Source organism: Microbacterium aurantiacum (genome assembly GCF_031625015.1).
Taxonomy (GTDB): Bacteria; Actinomycetota; Actinomycetes; order Actinomycetales; family Microbacteriaceae; genus Microbacterium; species Microbacterium aurantiacum.
Genome location: NZ_JAHWXH010000001.1, coordinates 1,071,322 through 1,084,257 on the forward strand (window position 1 = coordinate 1,071,322; position 12,936 = coordinate 1,084,257).

9 protein-coding genes are annotated in these 12,936 nt (G+C 72.4%); 5 read left to right on the forward strand and 4 right to left on the reverse strand.

Annotation, left to right across the window (positions count from 1 at the left end; all coding sequences use genetic code 11):
• Positions 1-8 precede the first annotated feature (8 nt).
• The 3 genes from KZC50_RS05090 to KZC50_RS05100 all read left to right on the forward strand — a co-directional run bounded on the left by KZC50_RS05090 (position 9) and on the right by KZC50_RS05100 (position 3,739).
• The gene (locus KZC50_RS05090; protein ID WP_310890843.1) at positions 9-1,259 is read left to right on the forward strand and encodes a glycosyltransferase; all 1,251 of its coding nucleotides are present in this window, start codon (positions 9-11) and stop codon (positions 1,257-1,259) included.
• Between the two features lie 238 nt (positions 1,260-1,497).
• Positions 1,498-2,661 (forward strand): AI-2E family transporter, encoded by a 1,164-nt coding sequence (locus KZC50_RS05095; protein ID WP_310890844.1) that lies wholly within the window; start codon positions 1,498-1,500, stop codon positions 2,659-2,661.
• A gap of 85 nt (positions 2,662-2,746) precedes the next feature.
• A complete protein-coding gene (locus KZC50_RS05100) occupies positions 2,747-3,739 on the forward strand; it encodes a GlxA family transcriptional regulator (RefSeq protein WP_310890845.1) in 993 nt (330 codons plus the stop codon).
• Here the strand turns inward: KZC50_RS05100 and KZC50_RS05105 are convergent, their stop codons facing one another.
• Positions 3,740-6,511, reverse strand: coding sequence for a lamin tail domain-containing protein (locus tag KZC50_RS05105; protein WP_310890846.1), 2,772 nt, complete (start codon positions 6,509-6,511; stop codon positions 3,740-3,742).
• Positions 6,512-6,706: 195 nt separating this feature from the next.
• Here KZC50_RS05105 and KZC50_RS05110 point away from each other — a divergent pair, with 195 nt between their 5' ends.
• Both KZC50_RS05110 and KZC50_RS05115 read left to right on the forward strand, forming a co-directional pair.
• The gene (locus KZC50_RS05110) at positions 6,707-8,926 is read left to right on the forward strand and encodes an ATP-dependent Clp protease ATP-binding subunit (RefSeq protein WP_301134029.1); all 2,220 of its coding nucleotides are present in this window, start codon (positions 6,707-6,709) and stop codon (positions 8,924-8,926) included.
• A gap of 52 nt (positions 8,927-8,978) precedes the next feature.
• On the forward strand, positions 8,979-9,806 hold the full coding sequence (locus KZC50_RS05115) for a UbiA family prenyltransferase (protein WP_310890847.1): 828 nt from the start codon (positions 8,979-8,981) through the stop codon (positions 9,804-9,806).
• A 21-nt stretch (positions 9,807-9,827) separates the two neighbouring features.
• Here KZC50_RS05115 and KZC50_RS05120 read toward each other — a convergent pair whose 3' ends face one another.
• The 3 genes from KZC50_RS05120 to KZC50_RS05130 are packed head-to-tail and all read right to left on the reverse strand — an operon-like array spanning position 9,828 to position 12,872.
• Complete coding sequence (locus tag KZC50_RS05120; RefSeq protein ID WP_310890848.1) at positions 9,828-10,994, reverse strand: FAD-dependent oxidoreductase; 1,167 nt, start codon at positions 10,992-10,994, stop codon at positions 9,828-9,830.
• Positions 10,987-11,730: a methyltransferase domain-containing protein gene (locus KZC50_RS05125; protein WP_310890849.1), complete on the reverse strand. Its 744-nt coding sequence runs from the start codon at positions 11,728-11,730 to the stop codon at positions 10,987-10,989. The genes KZC50_RS05120 and KZC50_RS05125 overlap by 8 nt, the downstream gene beginning before the upstream one ends.
• Positions 11,727-12,872: a type III polyketide synthase gene (locus tag KZC50_RS05130; RefSeq protein ID WP_310890850.1), complete on the reverse strand. Its 1,146-nt coding sequence runs from the start codon at positions 12,870-12,872 to the stop codon at positions 11,727-11,729. The genes KZC50_RS05125 and KZC50_RS05130 overlap by 4 nt, the downstream gene beginning before the upstream one ends.
• Between the last annotated feature and the right edge of the window lie 64 nt (positions 12,873-12,936).

Here is a 12,936-nt window from a genome sequence, read left to right on the forward strand (position 1 = left end):
CGCGTCCCGTGCACGTCGTGTTCTTCGGCGACCAGCACGTCGAGTCCTTCGGCGGGGCGCAGGTGTCGATGCGTCTGCAGCGCCGGTTCCTGGAGCGCGCCGGTCACACCGTGACCGTCGTCGCCCCGCGCATGCACGGTCCGCGCGGGCGCGCCGTGGCTCCCGACGACGCGTTCGTGGACCTGCCGTCGGCGCCGATCACGCCCGACCGCGAGTACTCCCTGACGTGGCCGGGGCGGCGCACCGATGTGTGGCTCGACCGGGCGATGAGACGCCGCCCGCCGGTCGACATCGTGCACGTGCAGGCCGACTTCTGGGGGGCCTTCATCGGGCACCGGTTCGCCGAGCGGCACGGGTTCCCCGTCGTCCAGACCCTGCACAACCGCGTCGACGTCGGCATCGAGGCGACCACGCCGTTCCCGGGGACGGTGCTCCGGGTCCTGAACGCGTGGGAGCGCCGCGCCCTGCGGGCGTGGGAGCGGCGCGCTGTCGGAGGCGTCCCGCGCGGGCACGACGGGTGGGCCTACCTCCGTCGCCTCGCCCTGCAGTCGGATGCCGTCACCGCGCCGTCCGCGCACTTCGCCCGACGGCTCGAAGCCCACGGGGTGGCGCCGCGCGTCGACGTGATCTGGAACGGCATCGACGACGACGTCCTGGGCGCCGCGCTCGCCGAGGAGCACGGGTCGTCGCAAAGACCGGATGCCGGGCCCCTGCTCGTCTGGATGGGACGCATGAGCCCGGAGAAGCGCCTGCTGCCCTTCCTCGAGGCCGTCGCGAGGTCGGGGATCCGCGCGCGCGTCGAGGTGCTCGGCGGCGGCGGTCAGCGCCGCGCGGCGGAGCGCCTCGTCGCACGGCTGAAGCCCACGGCATCCGTCGTCTTCGCCGGTCGCCGCCTGTACGTCGACTCGCTCGCGCGGTTGCGCGCGGCGGACGCGCTCGTGCAGACCTCCATCGGATTCGAGACGCAGGGGATGACCCCTTTCGAGGCGGCCGCGCTCGGCACGCCCTCGATCATCAGCGACCCCGACATCGCGCGCGAGCTCGGCACCGGCTTCTGGGCCGTCGGCGGGGGAGCGGATGCCGCGCCCGACGCCCCGGACCCCTCGATCGACGCTCTCGCCTGCACCCTCCGGCAGGCGGTCGAGGACATCGGCGCCGGCCGGGCGGTGCCGGCGAACCCCGCCGTGCGCGAGCGCTTCCGGCAGAGCTCGCGCACCGCGGCGATGGTCGAGGTCTACGCGCGCGTCCTCCGCGGCTGATGCGAGGTCCGGGCAGCCGGGGTCACGGAACCCGCGACCACTCGGTCGGCACACGGCGGTAGCCGTCGGTCATGAGGGCGCGGACGGTTCCGACGACGGCGATCACGGCGAGGGCGGCGAGAAGGATGACGAGGATCATGGCAGAAAAGCTATGGGTATCCGTTTTCTGTCACTACTGGCAGAAAGGACGCCGAGCAGAGGAAAACTGCCATACCGCGATCGGCAATAGAGTTCGAGGATGAGCGAGGAACAGCGTCGACCACGTCCGTTCCGGCCGTTTCGCGGCCGCGCCCGGACGCACCCCGCCCCGGTGATGCCGGCGGCGAGCCCCCCGCCCCCGCCACCGGTGCTCTCCCCGAGCCTGCGGGTCCTGGTGGGCCTCGCCGCGGCGGTGGTCGTCCTCGCCGGTCTCTTCGTCGCACGCGACATCGTCGGACCGCTCGTGCTCGCGGCGGTCATTGTCATCATCTGCCACCCGGTGCGGCATCCGCTCGAAAGGCTCGGGTGGCCCCGTTGGGCCGCCACGACCGGTGTCATCGTCGTCGCATACCTCATCCTCGGCGTGCTCGGGTGGCTGCTGTACTTCGCCGGCGTACAGTTCGTGCGGCTCGTGACCGACTACGCCGACGACCTGCAGGCCACCGCGCAGTCGGTCATCTCCTGGCTCGGCACCGCGGGGCTGGACGAGCAGGCGTCGGATGCCGCGGCCTCGCTGCTGCAGCCCTCGACGATCCTGTCGTTCGTGACGTCTCTCAGCGGCACGGCGATCGGCGTGCTGACCGCGCTGTTCTTCGTGATCGCGTACGTGATCTTCATGGCCGCGGACGGCGCCCGCTACGGGCACGCGCAGCGGGCCTTCGGCGCGACGGCCGGCGGACCGCTCCGCCGCTTCCAGCGGTTCAACATCGGCGTGCGCCGCTACTACGTCGTCAACGCCAGCTTCGGTGCAGTGGTCGCGATCATCGACGGCCTCGCCCTGTGGGCCCTCGGGGTTCCGGCGCCGGCGGTGTGGGCGATCCTCGCGTTCGTGACGAACTTCATCCCGAACATCGGCTTCGTGATCGGTCTCGTCCCGCCCGCGCTCCTCGCGCTCGTCGTCGGCGGGTGGCCGCTCGCCCTCGCCGTCGTGGCGATCTACTGCGTCGTCAACGTCACGCTGCAGGTGCTGATCCAGCCGAAGTTCGTCAGCGACGCGGTGAGCCTCAGCCTGACCCTGAGCTTCTTCTCCGTGATCTTCTGGACGTTCATCATCGGACCGCTCGGGGCCATCCTTTCCATCCCGCTCACCCTCGCCGTCCGCGCCCTCGTGCTGGAGGGCGATCCGGGGTCGCTGTGGCTCCGCTGGCTCTCCGGCGACACCGTCACGTCGCGATCCGACATCTCCCGGCCCAGCCGCCTATAGCCCTTCCCGGGTGTCGATCGGGCGCGCGGGGTGGCAGGATGAAGCTCTGTCGCACGAAAACTGCCACCGAGTCGCGAGGAGCGTCATGGAGACCGTCGCCGTCATCGTCCAAGACGGATTCGCGCCGTTCGAGTTCGGCCTGGCCTGCGAGGCGTTCGGCCTCGACCGCTCGGACGACGGCATCCCGAACTTCGACTTCCGCATCGTCGCCGCCGAACCGGGCCTCATCCGCAGCAACATGTCGTTCTCGATCACGGTCGAGCACGACCTCTCCTTCGCCGACGAGGCCGATCTCGTCGTCGTCACGCCGGTGCCCCGCGCGAGCTGGGGTGCGATCGACCCGCGCATCGCCGCGGTGATCCAGCGCGCGGTCGACCGCGACGCGTGGGTGCTGAGCGTCTGCAGCGGGTCGTTCGTGCTCGCGGCGTCCGGCGTGCTGGACGGGCGCCGGGCGACGACGCACTGGAGGTACGCCGCCACGATGGCGGAGATGTACCCCGCGATCTCCGTCGACCCCGACGTGCTCTACGTGCAGGACGGGCGCGTCATCACCAGCGCGGGAACCGCGGCCGGGCTCGACGCGTGCCTGCACCTCCTCCGCCAGGAGCTCGGCCCGGAGGCGACGAACCAGATCGCGCGCCGCATGGTCGTGCCGCCCCAGCGTGACGGCGGACAGGCGCAGTTCATCGCCCACCCGCTGCCCGTCGCCGCCTCGCACTCGCTCGCACCCGTCGCGGACTGGATGGTGGAGAACCTCGACCGAGACCTGTCGGTCGACCAGCTCGCGGCGCGTGCCCACATGTCGGCCCGCACGTTCGCTCGCCGGTTCAAGGCCGATTTCGGTGCGACGCCGGCGGCGTGGCTCGGGCGGCAGCGGATCCTCCACGCGCAGCGACTGCTCGAGCGCACCGATTGGGGCCTGGACCGCATCGCCGACGAGTGCGGCTTCGGCTCGGCCGCGGTGCTGCGGCAGAACTTCGCCCGCACGCTCGGCACAACCCCGACCGCGTACAGAATGCGCTTCGCCTGCGTCGACGGGTCGACGCAGGCGAAGCAGCGGGAGGATGTCGCGGTCTGATCAGACCTCGCGCGACGCGCGCGTGCGACGGGCGACGACGGCCGCAGCCAGGCCGGCGATCGACAGGAGCACGCCGAGGGCGAGGAGGCCCGCCGGTGCCTCCGAACCGGTCACGGCGAGCGCCGGGTCCGATCCGGTGGTGCCGGATCCACCCGCGCCGGCCGAGGGGCTCGGCGTCGGCGTGACGCCGCCGTCACCCGGGGTCGGCGTCGGCGTCGGTTCCTCGCCGGCATCCGTGCACGCGACCGACCCGTCGCGCAGGGAGTGGCCGCCGGTGTCGCCGTCGTCCGCCCACACCGCGGTGCGGAAGCCGTCCGCGCAGACCGGGGAGAGCGCGAACCCCTCGTTGTTGAGGTTCGGCATGTCCGCCGGGCGGTCCTGCACCCGCGTCACCGTGAACGCGGTCTGCGTGGCGCCGTCCTCCAGCGGGGTCAGCTCGAGCACCGCGCTGCGACCGTCGCACGTGTCGTCGCACAGCGCCCAGAGGGCACCGGAAGCCGCGTCGTACTCGAGTTCCATGACGGCGGGGAACCCGCTGTCGACGGTGGCCACGCGCGTGAAGCCGTCCCCCGCGAGATCCAGGGCGTAGGCGTACACGGTGCCGTTCGCCTCCAACCCGACGAAGAACAGGCCGTCTCCGTGTCCGGGGTACAAGGCCGGGTCGTAGGCGGCACCCGTAATCTCATCGGTGAATCCCCCGGCAACGAGCACGGCATCCGGAATCCATGCGATGCCCTCGAGCCCCGCGTTCGCGCCCACCGTCGGCAGGTCGGCGACCAGGTTCCATTCGCCGGTCGCGGTGAGTTCTCCGGCCGTCGTTCCCGGCGTGTAGCGCAGGATCGACGGGCGACTCACACCGCTCGCGGCGTTGTTGCGCTCGGACGCGACGAACGCCTCCGCGCCGACGACGGCGACACCCTCGGCATCCACGGTGCCCGTGCCATCCGGGTAGCGCAGGGTCGCGCCCCCGGTCCAGCCCGGCGCGGGCGTCCACTGCGCACCCTCGCGGACGAGTCGGTGCAGGATGCCGCCTCCGTTGTCGACGGCCCAGAGCGTGTCGCCGTCCGCGGAGAACGCCAGCCCCGACATGTCGGAGGTGAACAGATCGGCGGGGTCGGAGACGGTCACCGTCGCCGCGCCCGGCCAGGCCTCGGTCACCACGTCGCCGGCGCACGCGTTGACGGCCCCGGGCGTCGCGACCTCGCTCTGCGCGAAGGCGCCGGTGCCGTCCGGGCAGCGTGCCCAGGTGACGGCGGCGTGCGCGGTCCACGCGGTGGTGTCCAGCTGGGCGCCGGACGCGTCCGCGAGGGTCACCGCGTCGTTCGCGCCAAGTCCGAACGCCTGCTCGACGACCACCTGGAGGTAGGCGCCCGCGCCGAGCGTCGTGCCGGTCGGGATCGTCAGAGGGCCATTGGTGCTGGTGTCGGTGAGTGTGTAGCCCGAGATGTCGATCGGAGAGACGCCGAGGTTGACCAGTTCGACCCAGTCCCCCGCCGCGTCTCCGGAGCTCTCGATTTCGTTCAGCCGCACGGGCGGGGCGCAGTCGTTCGAGGCGCCCTTGGTGGGGGTGGTCGTCACGGTCCAGTCGCCGGTGCCGTCGGGGCAGCGGCCGAACGTCGTCGGGGCGTGCGTGCCGCCGGGCACCGCCGTCCACACGTATTCGTCGACGAGCGTGAAGCCGCCCGGGAGATACAGACGGGCGGAGTCGTTGACCCCCAGGCCGTAGCCGAGGAAGCTCTCCTCCGCGACCCAGAAGCCGCCGGCGGGGATCACGGAGTCGTCGGGGATCACCGCGACGTGGCTGTCGTCGCTGTCGCGGACGACGAAGCCCGAGAGATCGACATCCGTCTCGCCGATGTTGACGAACTCGATCCAGTCGCCGGGAACGCCGTTGTTGGTCTCGACCTCGTTCACGACGATCGCCGGGAGCTCGGGAGCGGTGCAGTCGTTCGCGGCGGCCGCGGTCGCGGCGCGGACGGGTTCGAAGAAGCCGACGCCGTCCGGGCAACGGCCGACGACGGCCGTCCCGGTGAAGGTGTGGGAGTCGGCCTCGACCGTTCCGTCGAGCAGGCGCACGGTGCCTCCGGAGAGGTCGATCGCGCCCTCGGCGGGCACCCTCAGGAATGCGGCAGGCTCCAGTGTCGTGCCGGCGGGGACGGTGGCCAGCGTCGCGCCGGAGGCGTCGGCGAGGGTCGCGCCGGACAGATCCACGGCAAGAGTGCCGATCGAGGTGAGCTCGACCCATCCCGCGGGGGCGATCTCGTTGAGGACCACGTTGCCCGCCACGGGCGGGGCGCAGACGTTCTCGGCGCCGGGCGTGCTGACCGGCATCACGACGAAGGTGTCTCCGCACAGGCCGTAGGACGTCGAGGCGTGATCGGTCCACGCGAAGCGGTCGACGAGGGTCGTGCCGTCGGCGAGGAAGACGCGGATCTCGTCGGCCCGGCCGAGTCCGAACCCGGCCTCGGAGTCGTCGTCGACGGTGACGTGAAGGTAGGCGCCCGGGGCGAGGACGGTTCCGGCGGCGATTGCGAGCGTCCGTGTGTCGTTGTCGTCCTTCAGGCGCCAGCCCGAGAGATCGACCGGCGCTGCGCCGGAGTTGTACAGCTCGACCGAGTCGGCGATCGCGTCGTTGTCCTGGAACACCTCGGTGATGCGGACGGTCGGGGTGTCGGCGGCCGCCGCGGGGGCGGCGGCGACGAGCGGGGCGGCGAGCAGGGAGAGCGCGGCGGCGAGGGCGGCGATCGCTCTGCGGGGGCGGGGGGAAGACATGGGGCTCCTTCATCGTGCGCCTCGGGAGGGCGCCTTCCGACGCTCCCGGGATCGGATGAACGGTGTGGGGCGGGTGCGTGAACACGGGCGGGACGCCGGGGGAACGTCGGCGGGGTCTGGCGCCCACTCACGCGCGGTGCTAAAGTTGAGCCAGCGCGACTCAACTTTGAGTCGGCAGAGATTTCAGGAGAAGACATGAACGCCACGCAGATGCCTGGGCAGGAGGAGGCGCAGAGCGCCCTCGAGCAGTTCGGGATCAACCTCACCGACCGCGCACGCGCGGGCAAGCTCGACCCCGTCATCGGCCGGGACAGCGAGATCCGACGGGTCAGCCAGGTGCTCACCCGCCGCACGAAGAACAACCCCGTCCTCATCGGCGAACCCGGCGTCGGCAAGACCGCCGTCGTCGAGGGCCTCGCCCAGCGCATCGTCGCGGGTGACGTCGCCGAGTCGCTCAAGGACAAAGAGCTGGTCACGCTCGACATCTCGGCGCTCGTCGCCGGCGCGATGTATCGCGGCCAGTTCGAGGAGCGCCTGAAGAGCGTCCTCAAGGAGATCACCGAGTCCGACGGAAAGATCATCACCTTCATCGACGAGCTGCACGTGCTCATGGGCGCCGGCGGCGGGGAAGGGTCGGTCGCGGCATCCAACATGCTGAAGCCGATGCTCGCCCGCGGCGAGCTGCGCCTCATCGGGGCGACGACCCTCAACGAGTACCGCGAGTTCATCGAGAAGGATGCCGCCCTCGAGCGTCGCTTCCAGCAGGTCTACGTCGGCGAGCCGAGTGTCGAGGACACCGTGGCGATCCTGCGCGGGCTCAAGGAGCGCTACGAGGCGCACCACAAGGTCGCCATCGCGGACGCCGCCCTCGTGGCCGCGGCATCCCTCTCGCACCGCTACATCCCCAGCCGTCAGCTGCCGGACAAGGCCATCGACCTCATCGACGAAGCCGCCTCGCGCCTGCGGATGGAGATCGACTCGGCGCCGCTCGAGATTGACGAGCTCCGCCGCCACGTCGATCGCCTCAAGCTCGAGCAGCTCGCGCTGAAGAAGGAGAAGGACGACGCCTCCAAGGAGCGCCTCGCGACCCTGCGCGAGACCCTGGCGTCCGAGCAGCAGCGCCTCGACGAGCTGCAGGCGCGCTGGGAGCGCGAGCGTGCGTCGCTCAACCGCGTCGGCGACCTGAAGACCCAGCTCGACGCTGCCCGCATGGAGGCCGAGCGCGCCCAGCGCGAGGGCAACCTCGAGAAGGCGTCGCGGCTGCTGTACGCCGAGATCCCGGCGCTCGAGCGTCAGCTCGTCATCGCCGAGCGCGAGGAGCCGACCGGCGAGCGCATGGTCAACGACCAGGTCACCGACGAGGACATCGCCGCCGTGATCGCCGCGTGGACCGGCATTCCGGTCGGCCGGCTGCTCCAGGGCGAGACCGAGCGCCTGCTCCACCTCGAGGCCGAGCTCGGCAAGCGCCTGATCGGCCAGAAGGAGGCCGTGAAGGCGGTGTCGGATGCCGTCCGTCGCTCGCGCGCGGGCATCAGCGACCCGAACCGTCCCACCGGTTCGTTCCTCTTCCTCGGCCCCACCGGTGTCGGCAAGACGGAGCTGGCGAAGGCGCTCGCGGAGTTCCTCTTCGACGACGAGCACGCCATGGTCCGCATCGACATGTCGGAGTATGGCGAGAAGCACTCCGTCTCGCGCCTGGTCGGAGCCCCTCCCGGATACATCGGCTACGAGCAGGGCGGTCAGCTCACCGAGGCCGTGCGGCGGCGGCCGTACTCGGTCGTGCTGCTGGACGAGGTCGAGAAGGCCCACCCCGAGGTCTTCGACGTGCTCCTGCAGGTCATGGACGACGGGCGCCTCACCGACGGGCAGGGTCGGACGGTCGACTTCAAGAACGTCATCCTGATCCTGACCTCCAACCTCGGCTCGCCGATCCTCATCGACCCGACGCTGTCGATGGACGTCAAGCGCGACCAGGTGCAGGCGCTCGTCCGCCAGGCCTTCAAGCCCGAGTTCGTCAACCGTCTCGATGACATCGTGATCTTCCAGGCGCTCACCGAGGACGACCTCTCGCAGATCGTCGAGCTCACCGTCGATGCCCTGCAGCGGCGCCTCAAGGATCGGCGCCTGACGCTCGCTGTCACTCCGGACGCGCGGGCCTGGCTCGCCGAGCGCGGGTACGACCCGGTGTTCGGGGCTCGGCCGCTCCGTCGCCTCATCCAGTCCGAGATCCAGGACCGCCTCGCGATGGCGTTGCTGTCCGGCGGAGTCCGCGACGGCGACCTCGTGCGGGTGGACGTCGACGCGTCGGGGGCGCAGCTCGCGCTCTCCAGCGACGGCCCGGCGGTTCCGCCCGGCGGGGGCACGTCGGTGGACGCGGACGACGACGTGATCGAGGCGGAGCTGCTCGAGGACTGAGCCGTCAGGCGCGACGGGCGCGACGGGCGGCCGCCGACGGTACGGTCGACACATGCTGGTGCGCGGGCTCTGGGGCTCCACCCATCCCGGGCCGACCCTCGTCGTCACGGTGCTCGCCGTCGCGCTCGGTGTGGCGGCAGGAGTGGATGCCGGGCGCCTCGCCTTGCTCGGTGTCGCCGTGTTCGCCGGTCAGGTGTCGGTCGGCATCTCCAACGACGCGATCGACGCGGCGCGCGACCGCGCGGTCGGACGCGCCGACAAGCCGATCGCGACGGGGGAGGTCTCCGAGCGGGCTGCGTGGACGGCGGCGTTCATCGCGCTGGGGCTGGCGCTGGCGCTGTCGGTGCCGCTCGGCGCGGGCATGCTCGCCGCTCACGCCGTGGCGCTCGCCTCGGCATGGGCGTACAACGCCAGGCTCAAGGCGACACCGTTCTCGCTCGTCCCCTTCGTCGTGAGCTTCGGGCTCTTCCCGTCGTTCGCGACGCTGTCGGCGCCGGGCGGCACGCTCGCCCCCGTCTGGGTGAGCACCGCCGGTGCGGCCCTGGGCGCGGCCGTGCACCTCACGAACGTGCTCCCCGACCTCGAGGACGACGCGCGCACGGGCATCCGTGGGCTTCCCCACCGGCTCGGGGCGCGTGTGTCGACGGTCCTCGCCGCGCTCGGCATCCTCGTCGGGGCCACCGCGGTGCTCGTCGGCCCGGTCATCGCCGGGGCCGCGCCGGTCATCCCCGTCGTGGCGTGGGCGTTCTTCGCTGCGGTGGCCGTCGTCGCCGTCGCCGCGGTCGTGCTCGCGCTCACGCGGAGCCCGCACCGGGTTCTGTTCCGCCTCACGATGCTCGCAGCCCTCCTCCTCGCCGTGCAGCTCGTCGTCACCGGCTGAGCGGGCTCAGGCGCCGAGGGCTCAGGCGTCGCGGTCGAAGCCCATCGCGTACGCGCGGGCGAAGGTCTGGCCGGCCGCGGGCCCGAGCATGGTGCGCACAGCCGCGCGGCGGAGCGCATCGGCGCGTGGACCGAGCGGGCGTCCGAGTGCGGTGTTGAGCGCGGCGAGGCGCGCGGCGTGCCGTGCGGAGGCGACGCGGCGCTGTTCCCATCGGGCGAGAGCCGCCTCGGGCGCCGCGCCGGAGCGCACCCAGGACGTCAGGAGCGGCGCGAGGGTCGCGGCGTCCAGAAGCCCCAGGTTCATGCCCTGACCGCCGATCGGACTCACCTCGTGCGCGGCGTCGCCGACGACGAGGAGGCGTCCGCGGCGGAGCGCCGGAGCGATGACGCGGCGCACGCCGAACGCGGTCGCGGTGGTGATCTCCGCCGCGGCGTCCGGCTCGCCGCGACGCGCGACGGCATCACGGAGCCGCTGCGCACGGTCGGTGTCGGTGTCTTCCGGGGCGTCGGCCTCGACGGCGTCGGGGGCGTTCCGATCCCACGCCACATACCGGCGGATGCCCCCCGGCAGGGGGAACGACTCCATCACGCCGTCGCGGTCGAGGTGCACCCGCGCGGTGGTGGGGTCGTCGTCGGCGGGGGCTGCGGCATCCGTCATCAGGTAGCGGTCCGGGTACTCATGGCGCGCGAGGGCGTCGGAACGGTAGACGAGGTCGCGTCCCCACGCCCCCGACGCGACCACGACGATCGGGGCGGCGAGCTCGGTGGGGCGCCCGCCGACGCCGGCGCGCACGCGCACGTGGTCGCCGCGCGGATCGAGCGCCATCACGTGGGCACCGCGGAGCGGTTCGGGGGCGCGGGCGGCCAGGATCCGCTCGGTCTCGGCCTGCGGGAGGGTCGCGACGAACGGGAAGCGCGTGCGGAGCCGGTCGAAGCGGACCGTACCGAGCAGGTCGGCGCCCGCGCGCGCCTCTCCGCGATCGACGCGTGCGGCGGAGGCGAGGAGCTCGTCCGTCAGCCCCGAGGTCTCCAGGGCGGCGAGGGCGGGCGCGTGGAGCCCGATCGCCCGGGTTCCGTCGCCGGCCGCCGGGCGACGCTCGTAGATCTCGACGTCCACACCTTCCCGCGAGAGGAGGCCCGCGAGCAGCATCCCCACGGGTCCGGCGCCCACGATCAGCACGTCAGTCACTGGATCCCCCTTCGGCTCGGTGAGCCGTTTCGAATCCCGGCCGGCTCTCGGCGAGGAGGCGGAACGGTGCCGGGGTGGCGACGCGCCACGTCCGCGGGCTCTCGGCGTCCAGGACGCGCTGGAGCTCGGCGGGCGTGTGGCTGCGGCGGATCGAGCGGAGACCGTCGGTGCGGAGGAACGTCCCGCGCTGGAGCGGGGTGATGCCGACGGCGTACAGGGCGTACGCCAGGCGGCTCCGGGCGATGTCGCCGTGGAGGACGAGGCCCGTGGCCAGGGCGCGCGAGTCGGCGGTGAAGGAAACGAGGGCTGCGGTGTCGAGGTGGTGGAGCACGTGATTCGACACCACGAGGTCGAAGCGCTCGCCCGCGGCGAGGAGGGCGGTGCTGTCCGCGCGGGTGAAACGGACGGTCCCGGGGGCGTCGCGTGCGGCGGCGACCTCGATCGCGCGCGCGTCGGGGTCGGCGCCGACCCATCCGGCCGGGATCCCGTCGCGGGCGGCCATCCGGGCGAGGCGCACGACGACGTCGCCGCCACCGCATCCGAGGTCCAGGACGCGCGCGGGGCGGCCGAGTCCGGCGAGGAACGGTCGGATGCGCCGGGTGTAAACCCCGCCCCACCCCGAGACGAGCCGGTTGACCGTGTCGAAGCGGCGGAGCGTCGCGCGCAGGCGCTCCGGATCGCAGTCGGGATCGTCCATCAGCTCGCGGAGGGCGGTAGCGCGCGCGGTGAGACTCATGCCGTCGCCGTCAACGCGCGCGCTGCGGTGTCGAGATCGTCGGGTGCGTTCGCGGGTCGGGCCCCGCGGACCGTCAGCAGGGCCGACTCGACGGAGAGGCCCGGGCCGAACGCGAGACCGGCGATGACGGCATCCGTCGGCAGATCGGGGTCGTGCAGGAGCGCACGGAGGATGAACATCACCGTGGCGCTGGACATGTTGCCGTATCGCCGCAGGATGTCGCGGGACGCGGCGAGGGCGGACGGGTCGAGCTCGAGACCGCTCTCGACGCGATCGAGGATGCTCCGACCGCCGGGGTGCACGGCCCACGCATCGGGGTGCGCGTCGCCGAGGAACGCGTCGACGGCGCCGCGGATCTCGCGGCCGATGATGCGCGGGACCTCGGCGGTGAGGATCATCTCGAATCCGTCGTCGCCGATCGTCCAGGCCATGTCGCTCTCGCCCTCGTCGGTGAGGGTGGTGGCGAAGCGGTCGAGGTCGAGGCCCGGTCGGTCGCCGGCAGCCGCCGTGATGACCGCCACCGCCGACCCGTCGCCGAACACCGACGACGACACGATCTGGTCGGGCGTGGTGTTCGGGCGCACGTGCAGGCTGCACAGCTCGGTGCACACCACCAGGACGACGGCGTCGGGCCGCGCGGCGCAGAACCGCTCGGCCGCGCGAAGGGCGGGGAACGCCGCGGCGCACCCGATGAACCCCAGGTGGTAGCGCTCGGTGGACACGGCGAGACCGAGATCGCGGACGAGACGGAAGTCGGGGCCGGGGGCGAAGCATCCGGTGCACGAGACCGTGATCACGTTGGTGACGTCGGAGGCGGAGACGCCCGCCTCCGCGAGGGCGGCCTCGGCGGCCCGGCGCGAGAGGTCGGGCGCGTGGCGGATGTACTCGGCATTGCGGAGCGCCGTGCCGGGGGCGCGGAGCACCCCGTGTTCGTCGACGAAGAGCCCGGATGCCCCGGGCTCGCCGAGCTCCGGGATGACCGTGAAACGGTGGTCGATCTGCGCGGCGTCGAAGGTCGCGCGGATGAGGCGCTGTGTCAGCCGGTCGGCGCTCGGCTGCGCGGCGAAGAAGTCGCGGATCTGCTCCTGGCGGATCGTCGTCGGCGGAGTCGCGGTGCCGATCGACAGGATGCGTGCGGTCATGCTTCACGATAAGCCGTCACCCCCGCCGCGCGCGCGGGCCTTGCGTCATCCGTCAGGCCTGCTA